General features: G+C 63.6%; 15 protein-coding genes. 8 read left to right on the top strand and 7 right to left on the bottom strand.

Features of this window, described 5'->3' with window-relative positions:
• Nucleotides 1–3 precede the first annotated feature (3 nt).
• Nucleotides 4–1,317 carry an AAA-associated domain-containing protein gene (locus tag XH90_RS03310; protein ID WP_194479194.1) on the top strand — a complete coding sequence of 438 codons (1,314 nt, stop codon included), beginning with the start codon at nucleotides 4–6 and terminating at the stop codon, nucleotides 1,315–1,317.
• A 110-nt stretch (nucleotides 1,318–1,427) separates the two neighbouring features.
• A complete protein-coding gene (locus XH90_RS03305) occupies nucleotides 1,428–2,726 on the top strand; it encodes a hemolysin family protein (protein WP_194479193.1) in 1,299 nt (432 codons plus the stop codon).
• A 6-nt stretch (nucleotides 2,727–2,732) separates the two neighbouring features.
• Here XH90_RS03305 and XH90_RS03300 read toward each other — a convergent pair whose 3' ends face one another.
• From XH90_RS03300 to XH90_RS03290, 3 genes are all read right to left on the bottom strand, one after another.
• A complete protein-coding gene (locus tag XH90_RS03300) occupies nucleotides 2,733–2,975 on the bottom strand; it encodes a PilZ domain-containing protein (protein ID WP_194479192.1) in 243 nt (80 codons plus the stop codon).
• A gap of 106 nt (nucleotides 2,976–3,081) precedes the next feature.
• A complete protein-coding gene (locus tag XH90_RS03295) occupies nucleotides 3,082–4,794 on the bottom strand; it encodes an FMN-binding glutamate synthase family protein (RefSeq protein WP_194479191.1) in 1,713 nt (570 codons plus the stop codon).
• Between the two features lie 225 nt (nucleotides 4,795–5,019).
• On the bottom strand, nucleotides 5,020–5,793 hold the full coding sequence (locus XH90_RS03290) for a ferredoxin--NADP reductase (RefSeq protein WP_194479190.1): 774 nt from the start codon (nucleotides 5,791–5,793) through the stop codon (nucleotides 5,020–5,022).
• 372 nt (nucleotides 5,794–6,165) lie between these two features.
• Between XH90_RS03290 and XH90_RS03285 the strand changes: the two genes are divergently transcribed.
• Nucleotides 6,166–6,969 carry a RimK family alpha-L-glutamate ligase gene (locus tag XH90_RS03285; protein WP_194479189.1) on the top strand — a complete coding sequence of 268 codons (804 nt, stop codon included), beginning with the start codon at nucleotides 6,166–6,168 and terminating at the stop codon, nucleotides 6,967–6,969.
• 71 nt (nucleotides 6,970–7,040) lie between these two features.
• Here the strand turns inward: XH90_RS03285 and XH90_RS03280 are convergent, their stop codons facing one another.
• Entirely contained in the window at nucleotides 7,041–7,961 is a 921-nt protein-coding gene (locus XH90_RS03280) for an amino acid ABC transporter substrate-binding protein (RefSeq protein WP_194479188.1), read from the bottom strand.
• 12 nt (nucleotides 7,962–7,973) lie between these two features.
• Nucleotides 7,974–9,269, bottom strand: coding sequence for a dicarboxylate/amino acid:cation symporter (locus XH90_RS03275; RefSeq protein WP_194479187.1), 1,296 nt, complete (start codon nucleotides 9,267–9,269; stop codon nucleotides 7,974–7,976).
• A gap of 212 nt (nucleotides 9,270–9,481) precedes the next feature.
• Between XH90_RS03275 and XH90_RS03270 the strand changes: the two genes are divergently transcribed.
• From XH90_RS03270 to XH90_RS03250, 5 genes are all read left to right on the top strand, one after another.
• Nucleotides 9,482–10,483 (top strand): NADP-dependent oxidoreductase, encoded by a 1,002-nt coding sequence (locus XH90_RS03270; RefSeq protein WP_194479186.1) that lies wholly within the window; start codon nucleotides 9,482–9,484, stop codon nucleotides 10,481–10,483.
• A gap of 151 nt (nucleotides 10,484–10,634) precedes the next feature.
• Nucleotides 10,635–11,486 carry a cysteine rich repeat-containing protein gene (locus XH90_RS03265; RefSeq protein ID WP_194479185.1) on the top strand — a complete coding sequence of 284 codons (852 nt, stop codon included), beginning with the start codon at nucleotides 10,635–10,637 and terminating at the stop codon, nucleotides 11,484–11,486.
• A 118-nt stretch (nucleotides 11,487–11,604) separates the two neighbouring features.
• Nucleotides 11,605–11,820 (top strand): hypothetical protein, encoded by a 216-nt coding sequence (locus XH90_RS03260; RefSeq protein WP_194479184.1) that lies wholly within the window; start codon nucleotides 11,605–11,607, stop codon nucleotides 11,818–11,820.
• Between the two features lie 190 nt (nucleotides 11,821–12,010).
• Entirely contained in the window at nucleotides 12,011–13,168 is a 1,158-nt protein-coding gene (locus XH90_RS03255; protein ID WP_194479183.1) for an FAD-dependent monooxygenase, read from the top strand.
• Nucleotides 13,165–14,778, top strand: a complete 1,614-nt coding sequence (locus tag XH90_RS03250) for a benzoate-CoA ligase family protein (protein WP_194479182.1) — start codon at nucleotides 13,165–13,167, stop codon at nucleotides 14,776–14,778. Before XH90_RS03255 ends, XH90_RS03250 begins: the two co-directional genes overlap by 4 nt.
• A 26-nt stretch (nucleotides 14,779–14,804) precedes the next feature.
• On the opposite strand, the gene XH90_RS03245 is transcribed toward XH90_RS03250, so the two are convergent.
• On the bottom strand, nucleotides 14,805–15,317 hold the full coding sequence (locus tag XH90_RS03245; protein ID WP_194479181.1) for a MarR family winged helix-turn-helix transcriptional regulator: 513 nt from the start codon (nucleotides 15,315–15,317) through the stop codon (nucleotides 14,805–14,807).
• The gene (gene maiA / locus XH90_RS03240) at nucleotides 15,307–15,939 is read right to left on the bottom strand and encodes a maleylacetoacetate isomerase (RefSeq protein WP_194479180.1); all 633 of its coding nucleotides are present in this window, start codon (nucleotides 15,937–15,939) and stop codon (nucleotides 15,307–15,309) included. The genes XH90_RS03245 and maiA overlap by 11 nt, the downstream gene beginning before the upstream one ends.
• Nucleotides 15,940–15,963: the final 24 nt, after the last annotated feature.

Raw genomic sequence — 15,963 nt, 5'->3', positions numbered from 1 at the left:
ATCATGCTCGATCAACCCTCTACGCTCATCGATATCCGCGGTGTCTGCCGGTCCTTTCCAAAGGGCAGCGGCGAGGAGCTGCTGGTGCTGGAGAAGGTCGATCTGACGATCCGCTCCGGCGAGATCGTCGGCTTGCTCGGCCGCTCGGGCTCCGGCAAATCCACGCTGCTGCGGATCATTGCCGGCCTCGTCTCCCCCACCACGGGGCAGGCGACCTGCCGGGGCGAGATCATCGCGGGTCCGCCGAACGGCGTCGCCATGGTGTTTCAGTCGTTCGCACTGTTTCCCTGGCTGACGGTATTGCAAAACGTCGAGCTCGGACTGGAGGCGCTCGGCGTCGACGCGACCGAACGGCGCAAGCGCGCGCTCGCGGCGATCGACCTGATCGGCCTCGATGGATTCGAATCGGCCTTTCCCAAGGAGCTGTCCGGCGGCATGCGCCAGCGCGTCGGCTTTGCCCGCGCGCTGGTCGTGCATCCCGACCTGCTCTTGATGGACGAACCGTTCTCGGCGCTCGACGTGCTCACGGCCGAAACGCTGCGCACCGATCTGATCGATCTCTGGATCGAGGGTCGATTGCCGATCAAGTCGGTGTTGATGGTGACGCACAATATCGAGGAAGCGGTCCTGATGTGCGATCGCATCCTGGTGTTCTCGTCGAACCCCGGACGGGTCGCCGCCGAGATCAAGGTCGATCTGCCGCATCCGCGCAATCGGCTGGATCCGGTCTTCCGGCAATTGGTCGACAGCATCTATGCCCGCATGACCCAGCGTCCCGAGGCCAGGCCCGCTTCGATCGAGGGCATTCCGGGCACCGGCATTGGCATGGTTCTGCACCATGTTTCATCGAACGTCCTTTCAGGCCTGATCGAAACGTTGTCCGGGCCGCCGTACAACGGCCACGCCGACCTACCTGTGCTGGCCGGCAGTCTCCAACTGGAAGCGGGCGAGATCATCCACTTCGGCGAATCCCTTCAATTGCTGCGGTTCGCCCAGTTGAGTGAAGGCGACCTGGTGCTATCGGAAGCCGGCAACCGGTTTGCCAATCTTGAAACCGACGCCCGCAAGAAACTCTTCGCCGAGCATGCGCTCACCTATGTTCCGGTGATGGCCCTGATCAAGCGTGTGCTCGATGAGCGCACGTCCCACACCGCGCCCGTCGCTCGCTTCCGGAATGAATTGGAAGACTACATGTCCGAGGAAGACGCCGAGGAGACGTTGAAGACGATCGTTTCATGGGGCCGCTATGCCGAGCTGTTCGCATATGACGAGCAATCGGACACGTTCAGTCTCGAAAACCCCGGCGAAAGCACCTGAACCTCGCCTGCGACAATTTGGTCGGAACCAGGCAAAACGCGCATCACGCTCATATATAATGGGCTTCGTCCGGCGTCCGCCGGATCGCGTGTTCCCATCGCCTGCGCACAATGTTGTCCGTCGAACTCATCATCGTCGTCGTCCTGATCGTCATCAACGGCCTGTTGTCCATGTCGGAACTCGCTGTGGTCTCATCGCGCCCGGCGCGGCTGTCGCTGCTGGCCGCCAAAGGCGTGCGCGGCGCCGAGCGCGCGCTGACGCTGGCGGCCGATCCCGGAAAGTTCCTCTCGACGGTGCAGATCGGCATCACGCTGGTCGGCGTGCTCTCCGGCGCCTTCTCCGGCGCGACGCTCGGGCAGCGACTGACGCAGTGGCTGGTCGAGCTCGGCCTGTCCTCCGGCATTGCCGACATCGTCGGCGTCGGCATCGTCGTCACCATCATCACCTATGCGACCCTGATCGTCGGCGAATTGGTGCCGAAGCAGGTGGCGCTGCGCGATCCCGAAAGCATCGCAGTCAAGGTCGCGCCGGCGATGCACGTGCTGGCGCGGATCTCGCTGCCGCTGGTGTTTTTGCTCGACGTCTCCGGCAAGCTGATCCTCACGCTGCTCGGCCGCGGCGGCAAGGCCGAGGAGAAAGTGTCGGAAGACGAGATCCATCATCTCGTCAACGAGGCCGAGAGCGCGGGGGTGCTCGAGCCCGGCGAGAAGGAGATGATCGCCGGCGTGATGCGGCTCGGCGACCGCCCGGTCGGCGCCGTGATGACGCCGCGCACGGAGGTCGACGAGATCGACCTGAACGACGATCAGGAGGCGATCCAGGCGCTGATCGCCAAGAGCCCGCATTCGCGCTTTCCGGTGTGTGACGGCGATCGCGACAAGCCGATCGGCGTGCTCCAGGCCAAGGATCTGCTCGTCGCCTATATGCGCGAGCGCACGCCAGATCTGCGCGTGCTGGTGCGCGAAACGCCGATCATCCCGGCGTCCGCGGACGCGCGCGACGTGCTCGCGATCCTGAAGGCGGCGCCGGTGCATATCGGCCTCGTCCACGACGAATATGGCGCCTTCGAAGGCGTGGTGACGGCGGCGGATATCCTGGAGTCGATCGTCGGCGCCTTCCATTCCGAAGAAGGCCCGCCAGAGCCGGCTTATGTCAGGCGAGCGGACGACTCACTGCTCGTCTCGGGCTGGATGCCGGTCGACGAGTTCGGCGAGCTGCTCAGCATCGAGCTGCCGCCGCATCACCGTTACAACACGGTCGCCGGCCTCGTGCTTCAGCAATTCACCGTGCTGCCCAATGTCGGCGACGCCTTCGACTTCGCAGGCTGGCATATCGAGGTGGTGGATCTCGACGGCAGGCGGATCGACAAGATCTTGGCGAGCCGGCCGGGGGACGTGGAAACGGGGTGAGCCCTCTCACCCGAACCGCACGCCGATGCGCTTTTCCTTGCGCCACACCACGGTGCAGGCGAGATGCGCTCCGTCGGCCTTGATATTCAAGGTGAAGCGCTCGGGAATCCCGACCGGGCTGGTGACGTCGAGGGCCGCGCCGGTGTCCGAGAAGTTCCGGACCGTGCAGTCGATCGCGCCGCCACCGAACTCGATGGTTCCGGCCTTCAACACGCGATGCCTGGTCTTGCTGCGCCGTTCTTCGTCCATTGAGCCAATTTACACCCGAAGCTGACACAGAGGTTAAAATGCAACCAGCTCGCGACGAATTTATGCCGCGGCCAAGCGTGGCGGTATCATGCGGTGGGGCCAAGCCTCAGATCGCCGGCTGAAACGTATCCGCCCGCGCCATCTGCCAGGCATCACGGAACCGGGGGTCTTCGGTGCCCTGGAGCAGTTCGCCCGGACGCAGCGCCGGATAGAGCTGCGCGAAGGACTGCACCTTGGTCGTCGACGTCCGCTGGCTGAAGTGGATCGGGCGCAGCTCCTGCGGATGGGTCAGGCCCGCCGCGGCGATCAGCTCGGTCAACGAGTGCAGCGTGGCGTGGTGATAATTGTGGACGCGGTCGATCTTGAGCGGCACGTACAGTGCACGCGCCCGCGTCGGATCCTGGGTCGCGACGCCGGTCGGGCAGCGGTCGGTATGGCAGCTCAGCGACTGGATGCAACCGAGCGAGAACATGAAGCCGCGCGCAGAATTGCACCAGTCCGCGCCGATCGCCATGGCGCGTGCCATGTCGAAGGCGGTCGCGATCTTGCCGGAGGCGCCGATCTTGATGCGATCGCGCGCATTGATGCCGACCAGAGCGTTGTGGACGAAATTGATGCCCTCGCGCATCGGCATGCCCAGATGGTCCATGAACTCGAGGGGCGCCGCACCGGTGCCGCCTTCGTTGCCGTCGACCACGATGAAGTCGGGATAGATGCCGGTCTCCAGCATCGCCTTGCAGATCGCCAGGAATTCCCAGGGATGACCGATGCAGAGCTTGAAGCCCGCCGGCTTGCCGCCGGAAAGCCTTCGCATCTCCGCGATGAACTGCATCATGCCAACAGGCGTTGAGAAGGCACGGTGCGAGGCCGGCGAAATGCAATCCTCGCCCATCGCGACGCCGCGGATCTTGGAGATTTCTTCCGAGACTTTCGCCGCCGGCAGCACGCCGCCGTGGCCGGGCTTGGCGCCCTGGCTGACCTTGAGCTCGACCATCTTGATCTGGTCGTCACCAGCGACGCGCGCGAAGGCTTCGGGATCAAATGTGCCGTCGAGATGACGGCAACCGAAATAGCCCGAGCCGATCTCCCAGATGATGTCGCCGCCCATCTCGCGATGATAGGGGCTGACGCCACCCTCGCCGGTGTCATGGGCGAAGCCGCCCTTCCTGGCGCCGGCATTGAGCGCGCGCACCGCATTCGGGCTGAGCGCGCCAAAGCTCATCGCCGAGATGTTGAACACCGAAGCCGAATAGGGTTTTGCGCAGTCAGGCCCGCCGATGGTGACACGAAACTTCTCCTCGGCATGCGCCTTCGGCGACACCGAGTGATGCATCCACTCATAGCCCTCGCGATAGACGTCCTCCTGGGTACCGAACGGACGCTTGTCGAGCTGCATCTTGGCGCGCTGATAGACCACTGCGCGGGTGTCGCGCGAGAACGGCATGCCGTCCTTCTCGCTCTCGAAGAAATACTGCCGCATCTCCGGGCGGATCTCTTCGAGCAGGAAACGGATATGCGCCGAGATCGGGTAGTTGCGCAGCACCGCGTGGCTCTTCTGCATGAGATCGCGGACGCCGAGCGCCGTCAGGGCCCCGAAGATGGCGATCGGGATCAGCAGGATGCCGAAGATCTTGCGGTCCGCGATGCCAATTCCGATCAGCAGCGCGGTGACGACCGCGCAGATCGTCAGGATGATGAAGCGTGGCGAGAAGGGAAGCAGAAGGGTTTCCAGGATTCCCTCTTCGGCCAGCGGCAGGCGCTTGGGAGATGGACCGTTGTAGGATTCCTGCGTCTTGGTGTCGTCGGCCACGATTCCCATCCTCTCGCCAGCATCGGGCAGTACGATACGCCCACGCCTGTCATACGGATATGACGCAGCGCTTGTTTCAGGCTAGCGAATTTGGATGAGGCAAATCAATCAGCCCGATGGGCTGGGCTGCTGCAGTGCAGCAGAGAGCGGGGATGCGGAGGAGCTGCTAGCCGGGCGAGACGCTGTGCCCACCGCCGTCGTCCTGGCGAAAGCCAGGACGACACCGAGAGCCAATCAGCGCTCGACGAACGCCTTCTCGATCACGAAATGGCCGGGCCTGTTGCCGGAGCCTTCGACGAAGTCGCGGCTCTCGAACATCACCTTCAACTCTTCGAGCATCGCCGGGCTGCCGCACATCATGACGCGGTCGGTCTCGATGTTGAGGGGACCCTGCCCGATGTCGTTGAAGATCTGCTCGGAGTTGATGAGGTCGGTAATGCGGCCGCGGTTGCGGAACGGCTCGCGCGTCACGGTCGGATAATAGATCAGCTTGTCGGCGAGCAGCTCGCCGAACAGCTCGTCCTCGCGCAGACTGGCGACGAGCTTCTCGCCATAGGCGAGCTCGGACACCTGGCGGCAGCCGTGCACCAGCACGATGCTCTCGAACTGCTCATAGACCTCGGGGTCCTTGATCAGGCTGGCGAAGGGCGCAAGGCCGGTACCGGTCGAAAGCAGCATCAGCCGCTTGCCGGGGATCAAATTGTCGGTGATCAGCGTGCCGGTCGCCTTGCGGCCGACCAGGATGGTGTCGCCCTCCTTGATCTTCTGCAGGCGCGAGGTCAGCGGACCGTCCTGCACCTTGATCGAGAAGAACTCGAGCTCTTCCTCGTGGTTGGCGCTGGCCATGCTGTAGGCCCGCAGCAGCGGACGGCCGTCGACCTCGAGGCCGATCATGGCGAACTGGCCGTTCTGGAAGCGGAAGCCGGTGTCGCGCGTAGCGCGGAAGCTGAACAGCGTGTCGGTCCAATGCTGGACGGAAAGAACCTTCTCTCGGTAAAACGCGCTCATGATTTTCGATATTCCGAATGTCTGCGGGTTTTCGGGCAAAAGCATTGCCCGGCCCTGAAAACGGGCGGACACCATTGCCGTGGCGGAGGATTTCGCGTGAGTGATCTACGCCATTACGACCAATAATCAACCTCGTTCCGGATGCAATTGATGCCGGTCAAACCGGCATTTGCGGCGGAAATGGTCACGTCATTAACGGATCTGCTGTCCGGCACGCGAAGGGGGCAATATCTTTTCCTTTTTGGCCGCGAAAGCAGCACTTAATTTCCGTCGTGCTCGCGAGAATTTCATTAAGAATAGCTCTGACTTTCACCCGGCTTTGGCGCCATTTCCCGCATTTTTGCGGCTTTTGGCGCCTGGAACGATCAAGACATGGCAAGCAGCGAACGGATCTTCGTCCAGGCGATCAGGAGCTATGGCGCGCGCCACGGCATCGACGTCGATGTCCGCTCGGGCGGCTGGCTGATCGCGATGCGCCGCGGGGAGATGCGCCGCTTCGCCTTCGGTTACGACATCGGCCTGAACAGCGCGATCGCGCACCGCCTTGCCAACGACAAATCGGCAACCGCCGAGGTCCTGTCGCTCGCACGCGTGCCCTGCATTCCCCATCATCTCCTCCTCAACCCGAAGCTGGGCGAGAAGGTTGCCGGCCCCAACTGGCGAGATGGGATGGTCGAGCTGCTTCGAGAGAATCCGCAAGGCGTGGTGGCGAAGCCCAACGAGGGTACCTCGGGGCGCTCGGTGTTCAAGGTGACGACGGAGGCAGAGCTCGACCACGCGATTGGCGAGGTCTTTTCGATGAGCACCGGGCTCGTGATCTCGCCCTATGTCGCGATCGAGAACGAGGTCCGTGTGATCCTGCTCGATGATGCGCCCCGCGTCGTCTACAGCAAGCAGCGCGGCACGGATTGGCGGCACAATCTCGATGCTGGCGCCAAACCGGTGTTGCTGAAGCAAGGCACGGTTCGCACGGCGTGCGTGAAGCTCGCGATCGAAGCCGCGAGCGCCATCGGCATCCGCTTCGCGTCGATCGACGTGGTTCTGGTCGATGGCACCTGGCGCGTGCTCGAGATCAATTCCGGGGTGATGATGGAAGCGCTCGGGAAGCTGCACCCGGAGCTTGTGCAGGCGACGTATGATGCGGCGCTGGATCGGGTGTTCGACGAAGCGCGCTGAGCACCAGGTACACGGCGTCATCGCTTCTCCCCGTGGGAGAAGGTGCAGCGAGATCGCCGCGTGAAATTCAGCTAGTTGTTCGCGCTGGCGGAATCGTCCATCGCCTTGAACGCCTCCTCCAGCTGCAGCGAGATCGGCACGTTCATTTTCTCGCCGGTCGGCATGCGCGCGATGAACCATTTGTTGTAGAGCGGCACGAGATCGTGATTGGAGCCGAGCTTGCGGAAGGCACGCTCGACCACCGCCGCCAGTTGCGGGTCCCCCTTGCGGAACATGATGCCGTAGGGATCGTAGGACAGATAGTCACCGGTGACGCGAAACTTGTCCTGCGCCTTGTGGCGCACGATCAGGCCCGAGAGGAGAATATCGTCGGTCGCGAACGCATCGGCCTTGCCATCGACCAGCATCTGGTAGGACTGCTCGTGATCGGCGCCGACGACGATGTTCAGGCCCAGCGAGAGCTTCTTGTCCGCCGCCTGGATCGCCTGCTCGTTGGTCGTGCCTTTCGTCACCACGACGGTCTTGCCCTTCAAGTCGATCAACGACTGGACGCTGGACGCCTTCGGCACCATCAGCTTGGTGCCGGCGACGAACATCAGCGGCGAGAAGGCGACGCGCTTGCCGCGCTCGGAATTGGCCGTGGTCGAGCCGCATTCCAGATCGATCTTGTTCTGGAGCACGGCGTCGATGCGGTCATCCGAGGTGACCTTGACATAGTCGATCTTCAGATTGGCATCGTCGACCTCGATGCCGATCTCCTCGACCACGGCCTCGCAGAGTTCGAGGCTGTAGCCGATCGGCCTGTTAGCCTGGTCGAGGAAGGAGAACGGCGGCGAGCTTTCGCGATAGCCGAGCCGCACGGTGTGCGCGTTCTTGATGGCTGACAGCGTCGGGCTAAGCCCTTCGCTGCCGCCGGTCTGGGCGGAGGCCCCCGTTGCCAGCAGACACGCTGCCAGCAAAAGGCCGCTTGAAATCGCCGTCAAAGGGCGCATGACGCACTCCCGTCAATGGCCGGCCATCGCCGGCACTTCACCCGGCACCATGTCGTCGGGCACGGCATCGCCCGGACCCATCGCATGCTCGGGCCCGAGCTCGCCTTCCCACTTCGCCACAACCGAGGTCGCCAGCGTATTGCCGATCACGTTGGTGGCGCTGCGGCCCATGTCGAGGAAGGTGTCGATGCCCATGATCATCAGCAATCCCGCCTCGGGAATGTTGAACTGCGACAGCGTCGAGGCAATCACGACGAGGGAGGCGCGCGGCACGCCGGCGACGCCCTTCGAGGTGATCATCAAGGTCGCGAGCATCGCGAGCTGCGTACCGAGAGGCATGTCGATGTGGTAGCTCTGCGCGATGAAGATACTGGCGAAGGTGCAATACATCATCGTGCCGTCGAGGTTGAAGGAATAGCCGAGCGGCAGCACGAAACTCGAGATTCGCGACGAGGCGCCAAAGCGGTTGAGGCCTTCGAGCGTCTTCGGGTAGGCCGCTTCGGAGCTCGCCGTGGAGAACGCGATCATCAGCGGCTCACGGATCAACCGAAGCAGATGGCTGTAGCGCGGCCCGATCACGATGAAACCGACCGCCACCAGGATGCCCCAGAGGATGAACAGCGAGAGATAGAAGCCGCCCATGAACACGATGAGCTTCCAGAGCACCAGCAGGCCGTTCTTGGCGACCGTCGCGGTGATTGCGGCCCACACCGCAAACGGCGCGAACATCATCACATAGCTCGTCACCTTCAGCATGATGTGGCCGAGGTCGTCGATCAGCGACAGGATCTGCTTGGAACGTTCCGGCAGCGCACCCATCGCAACCGAGAAGAATACAGCGAAGATCACGATCTGAAGGATCTCGTTCTGCGCCATCGCGTCCGCGATCGAGGTCGGAATCAGATGGGTCAGGAACTTCTCGATCGAGAAGGCGGAAACCGGCAGCCCGGTCGACTGCGCCTTGTCGGGCAGCGTGCCGGGGAAATTGGCGCCGGGTTGCAGCAGATTGACCATCACGAGGCCGAGCATCAGCGAGACGAAGGAGGCGCTGACGAACCAGCCCATCGTCTTGGCAAAAATGCGCCCGAGCTTGGAGCCAGAACCCATGTGGGCGATGCCGCCGACCAGGGTCGCGAACACCAGCGGCGCGATGATCATCTTGATCAGGCGCAGGAAGATCACGGCGATCAGATTGATGGAGGAGGCCCAGTCGCCCCGCGTATCGGGCAAGAAGTTGTAAATCGCGGAGCCCATGATGATGCCGAGCACCATCGCGGCCAGAATGTATTGCGTAAACCTATTCGACATTGAAAAGACCCCCACACCACCGGCCGCTTCATGATGTCGCAGATATGACAGCGGCGCAACACGCTTTGCGTGCGCTCGCAATGTCGGGATGTTCCCGTTGCGAAACGGAATGCAGCGATCTAGCCTTCACGCAGCGCACAACGAATGCGGCTTGCACGTTTTGTTTGCGGCAGCTGCTTCAATAAACGTCAAGCAATGAGAGAGGGAACGCCATGACAGGAAACGTCAATCGCCAAATTCTCCTGGTTGAGAAACCGAGCGGCAAGCTCGGCCCCGAGCACTTCAAGATGGTCGAGAGCACGCTGCCGGAACCGAAGGACGGCGAGGCCTTGCTGCGCGTGCGTTACATCTCGCTCGATGCCGCCAACCGCGCCTGGATGCATGGCGCGACCTATCGCTCGGCCGTCGAAGCCAACAGCGTGATGGCGGGCGGCGCCATTGCCGAGGTCATGAGTTCGAAGGCGCCGGAGCTTGCGCCCGGCGACATCGTATTCGGTGACACCGGCTGGCAGGAGTTTGCCGCAGTGCCGGCGAAGCATCTCACGAAAATGCCGAAGCTCGAACCGATGACGCATCTTCTCAGCGTGTTTGGCATCGCCGGCCTCACCGCCTATTTCGGCCTGCTCGAGGTCGGCAAGCCGAAACAGGGCGAGACGGTGGTGGTCTCTGCCGCAGCGGGCTCGGTCGGCTCGATCGTCGGACAGATCGCCAAGATCAAGGGATGTCGCGTGGTCGGCATCGCCGGCGGCGCGGACAAGTGCCACTGGCTGACCTCCGAGCTCGGCTTCGATGCCGCGGTCGATTACAAGGACGGCGCGGTGTTCAAGGCGCTGCGCGCGGCGGCACCTGGTGGCATCGACGTCTACTTCGACAATGTCGGCGGCGACATTCTCGAAGCCTGTATTCCGCAGATGAACAATTACGGCCGCATCGCCTGCTGCGGAGCGATCTCGCAATATGACGGCGCGCCGTCGGCCCACGGCCCGCGCGGCGTGCCTGGCCTGATCGTGGTGAAGCGCCTGGTGATGCAGGGCTTCATCGTGATGGACTACATGACGGACAGCCAGCGCGCGCTCGCCGATCTCCAGGCCTGGGTCAAGTCCGGCAAACTGAAGGTGCAGGAAGACATCATCGACGGATTGCAGAACACGCCCAACGCGCTGATCGGATTGCTGGCCGGCGAGAACCGCGGCAAGCGGATGGTCAAGCTGTGACGACGTAGTTACGTCGCAATTCAACCAGCATTATCTACTTGCGGTAGAGGCCGCGGCGGCCAATGATGCCGCACGCGGCATTACCGCGACGATTTGTTTGCATCACTTTTAATAATGCGTCGGCATACCGACAGGGCGGGAATTCACTCAGATGTTCAACACGTTGAAACATGCATCAACGCGCCGCGCGCTGCTCGCCGCGATACTCTTCGCAACTGCAACAAGCGCGTTCGCACAAACGCCGACCGAGGCCCAGAAGAGCGCCATCCGCTCCGCGTGCCGCTCGGATTTCATGGCGCATTGCGCGAGCGTGACGCCGGGCGGCGTCGAAGCGTATCAATGTTTGCAGGGTCATATGTCGAGCCTGTCGGCGGGATGCCAGACGGCCGTTCGCGCCGTCGAGCCGGCGGCGGCACCCAAGACTGAAGCTGAGCCTGCCAAGTCTGAGCCTGCCAAGTCCGAGCCTGCCAAGTCCGAACCAGCAAAGACCGAAGCCGCGCCGGCGCCCCAACCCGCGGCAAAGCCGGTCGCCGAAACCGCTCCGAAAGCGGCGGCGGCCAAGCAACCGAGCAGCGCGCAGGTCGCTACGGTCAAGAGCGCGTGCCGCGCCGATTATCCCAAGGTTTGCGCCAGCGTACCGCCGGGCGGCGCTCCCGCGCTCGAATGCCTCGAGAAGAACAAGGCCAAGGTTTCGGCGGCTTGCGCGAAGGCGGTGACCGCTGCGGCTGGTAGCGGCGGCGCAACGGCAACCGCAGCGCCGACGGCGGGAGCCGCACCGGCTGCCGCAGCAGCACCGGCCGCTGCGCCCGCCGTGATCGTGCTGCGGCCGCTGCGACCGCGCGAGGAGCTGTTCATCGTGCGCTCCGCCTGCGGCGCCGATATCCGCTCGCTCTGTGCCGGCGTGGCGCCGGGTGGCGGCCGCATCGTGCAATGCATCGCCAGCAATGCGGCCTCGCTGTCGCCGGGCTGTAAAGAGGTGCTTGCACCGTTCGCGGCGCGATAGGGCCGCGACAGTTCGCGGCGTCATCGACATCAGGCGGCGCATGAATTTTCGCGCGCCTGTTGCGACTAATCCTTTGCCGACAAGCGATTTCAATCACGACAAGACCGGGAGAAACGACATGCGTGCATTTCTGCTTACCGCGTCCGCACTGCTCGCCTTCGCGGCGACCATGACTTTCGCGTCCTCCGATGCCAACGCGGTGGTGTGCGCCCGCGGCGTCTACCGCGCCGGTTGCGCCGGACCGAATGGCGCCGTCGTGGTCCGGCACCCGGCCCCGGTGGTTCGCTGCACCAGGGTTCTGGTGAACGGGGTCTACGTGAAGCGCTGCGTCTGACGCGCGGGTGGTCAATCCGGCGCGGTTTGGCTATGATTCCCAGCTGACGGTTTCGGGCGCGCGCAAAACGGGTGCCCGCAGCCGTGCTGCGGCGCACCTCGCCTTGGCGATAATTCCGCTGGCGTGGGAGACCGGAGCCCATTAGTCTACCCTGAGATAGTAAGTATACTGTCAATTAGGGAGGCAGGATTTGCGGATCGCCGTGATTGGCGGGGGGCCCGGCGGGCTCTACTTCGCCTATCTCTGGAAGAAGCGTCACCCCGAGGATCAAGTCGACCTGTTCGAACAGAACCCGGCCGACACGACCTGGGGCTTTGGCGTCGTGTTCTCCGACCAGGCCCTGGAATTCTTGCGCGCGGACGACCCGGAGACGGTCGATGCGATCGCTCCGCACATGGAAAGCTGGGAAAACATCACGCTGAACCATTGTGGCGACAGCGTCGCCATCGACGGCGTCGGCTTCTCCTCGATCGGTCGGCTCGAGCTGTTGCAGTTCCTACAGCAGCGCGCACTCGATGTTGGCGTCACCCCTCGCTTCGACACCCAGATCCAGGCGATCGACCAGCTCAACGGCCACGATCTGATCGTCGCCGCCGACGGCCTCAACTCGCTGGTGCGCCGCGCCTATGAGGGCGATTTCGGCACGTCGCTGTCCTATTCCTCCAACAAATTCGTCTGGTACGGAACCTCGAAGCGCTTCGACACGCTGTCGCAGACCTTTGTGAGGACCGACCGCGGCGCCTTCAACGCGCATCACTACCGCTATTCGCCGAACATGAGCACCTTCCTGGTCGAGTGCGATCACGCAACCTGGCAGGCCTATGGCTTCGCCTACAAGGACGTCGAACAGTCCAAGGGCGTCTGCGAGGAGGTGTTTGCCGACACGCTCGGCGGCCACTGCCTGGTTTCCAACAAGTCGGTCTGGCGCAACTTCCCGTGGGTCTGGAACGAGCATTGGTCGTTCAAGAACATGGTGCTGATCGGGGACGCGCTGCACTCGGCGCATTTCTCGATCGGTTCCGGCACGCGGCTCGCGATCGAGGACGCCATCGCGCTGGTCAAGGCGCTGGAATCGGATGCCCATCTGGCGACCGCGCTGCATCGCTACCAGGCCGCGCGCAAGCCCGTGGTGCAGAAGCTGGTCAATGCCGCGCGCACCAGTGCCTTCTGGTACGAGCATTTCGCCCAGCACATGCAGCTTGGCCTGATGGACTTTGCCTACAGCTACATCACCCGCTCCGGCCGCATCGACGATTCCCGGCTGCGCGCGATGTCGCCGGCCTTCATGGCCCGCTACGAGGCCGAGAAGAACACCGACGGAGATGCGGTCGACGAGGCGACGGCATGAGCAACGAGATTCGCGACGAGGTGCCCGCGGACTGCGCGGGCGTCCGTGAGATCGGCTTTGCCGTTCCGCAAGCCTACAATGCCAGCCGCGTGCTGTTCGACAATCTCGCCAAGGGCCGTGGCGACAAGCTGGCGCTGATTGGCCCGGCCGGCGCGCGGACTTATGCCGAGCTGTGCGCTGATGCTTGCCGCTGGGGCAACGGCTTTGCCTCGCTCGGCCTGAAGCGCGGCGACCGCGTGCTGCTGTTCCTCGACGACACGCCGGCCTATCCGGCCGCCTTTTTTGGCGCCGTGCGTGCCGGCTTCGTGCCGCTCCTGATCAACACGCTGACGCCGCCGGACCTGCTGCAATTCTATCTCGCCGATTCCGGCGCAGCCGTTGCAGTGGCGGATGCCGAGTTCTGCGCGCGCTTCAATGCCGAGGCCTGCAAGGACACGCAGTTGCGCACGCTGATCGTGGTCAATGGAGCGGTCGGCGATCACGCCGCGCCGAAGGCGATAGCTGCCACGGAGTGGCTGCCGCAATTTTCAGCGGAACTGACGGAGGCGGCGACCCATCGCAACGAGATGGCGTTCTGGATGTACTCTTCCGGTTCGACCGGCCGGCCCAAGGGCATCGTGCATCTCCAGCACGACATGGCCTATAGCGAGGTCGCCTTTGCGCGGAACGTGCTGAAACTGACGCCTGACGACATCTGCTTCTCGGTGCCGAAGATCTTCTTCGCCTACGGCTTTGGCAATTCCGTCACCTTCCCGTTCTCGGCAGGCGCGGCTACGCTGCTGCTGCCGGGCCAGCCGAAGCCGGCCGCGATCTTTGCGGCGGTCGAGTTGTACAAGCCGACGGTGTTCTTCGGCCTGCCGACGCTCTACACCTCGCTGACCAAGGCGGAGGGCGCCGCCCGGACGAACTTCTCGTCCCTGCGCATCGCGCTTTCGGCCGCCGAAGTGCTCTCGGCCGAGGTCTTCAACGGCTGGAAGACGCTCACGGGGCTCGAGATCGTCGAAGGCCTCGGCTCGACCGAGGTGCTGCACATCTACCTGTCCAACCGCCCCGAGCAGAAGAAGCTCGGCGCTGCGGGCCTGCGCGTGCCGGGCTACGAGGTGAGCTTACGCGACAAGGACGGCCGCGACGTCGGCGATAACGAGGAAGGCATCCTGTGGGTCCGCGGCGATTCCAACACGCCGCTGTACTGGAACCGGCCGGACAAATCCGCCGAGACCATCCGCGAGGGTGGCTGGATCTACACCGGCGATCGCTTCGTCCGCGACAGCGACGGCTTCCACTTCTTCCGCGGCCGCGCCGATGATCTCATCAAAATTTCGGGCCAGTGGGTTTACCCGCTCGAGGTCGAACTGTGCCTCGCTGATCACCCGGATATCCGCGAATGCGCGGTGTTCGCAGCCGAGCTGCCGGATCGCCGCATGACGCTGAAGGCGGTGGTGGTGATGAACGACCGCGCTTCGGACCAGAGCGAGGCGACGCGGCGCTTGCAGGACTATGTGAAGGGCAAGCTGCTACCTTACAAATATCCGCGCGAGGTGATCTTCATCGACGAACTGCCGAAAACGGGTACGGGGAAAATTGATCGGCAGGCGTTGCTCCGGATGTGAGGCCAACGGCGTCGCCACACATCCCCTCACCCACCCTTCCCCAGGTGCTCCATCGCGTCCTCGGCCCGCAACGGCACGCGCGAGGCCTCGTTGTTCAGATCGACGAGCTGCGACATCAACCCCATCAGCGCCTTGCGCTCGGTTGGCTTCAGCGGCTCCAGCATACGCGACTGGGCGCGTTCGACCGCGGGGATGATCTCGCGCAGGATCGCGGCGCCTGACTTCGTCAGATGGAGCAGCTTGATCCGCTTGTCCTCCGGCGCCGGCTTGCGCTCGACAAAATCCTTGGCCTGGAGCCGCTCGATCACGCTGCCTAGCGTGGAGCGGTCGAAGGCGATCACCGCCGACAGCCGCGTCGCGTCGATGCCGGGATGGGTATGGATCGCGATCAGCGCCGCATATTGCACCGGCGTGAGGTCGAACGCCTTGCACTCCTCCATGAAGATCGAGACCGCGATCTGCTGCATGCGCCGGAACAGATAGCCCGGCGCGGCATACACCGCGTCCATCGTGATCGGAAGCAGAGGCTTACTCGGCATCGGGCTGCTTCTCCGGAGCAGCATTGGCGAAGGCCGGCAGCGCCTTGGCGGCGGCCTCGGCCTCGAGCAGGCGCGGATAGACCGAGACATCGACGCCGAAGCGGCGTGCATTGGCCAGTTGCGGCACCAGGCAGAGATCGGCCAGCGTCGGCGCATCACCGAAGCAGAACGGACCTACCTCGTCCTTGATGAGCGTCTCGCACGCAGACAGCCCCTCGCGGTTGACCCAGGCGGCCCAGTCCTGGACTTTCTCTTCGGCCAGCCCAAGCTCGCGGAGCCGCGCCAGCACTTTCAGATTCTGCACGGGATGGGTGTCGCAGGCGATCACCAGCGCAAACGCCCGCACCTTGGCGCGCTGCAGCGGATCCTTCGGCAGCAGCGGCGGATTGGGATGCGTCTCATCGAGCCATTCGATGATCGCGACCGATTGGGTCAGCACCGCACCGGAATCGTTCTCCAGCGCCGGCACCAGGCCCTGCGGATTGATCGCGAGATAGCCTGGGGCGCACTGCTCGCCCTTGCGAAGATGATGCGGCAGGTGCTCGACACCGAGGCCCTTGAGATTCAGCGCGATCCGCACGCGATAGGCGGCGCTGGAACGGAAATAGCCGTGCAGCTTCATCGGAACCCTCCCTCTCCGTCATTC

It is taken from the genome of Bradyrhizobium sp. CCBAU 53338 (genome assembly GCF_015291665.1).
GTDB lineage: Bacteria > Pseudomonadota > Alphaproteobacteria > Rhizobiales > Xanthobacteraceae > Bradyrhizobium.
The sequence above is the reverse complement of the archived record's forward strand: the minus strand, read 5'-3'. Positions and strand labels throughout refer to the sequence as shown.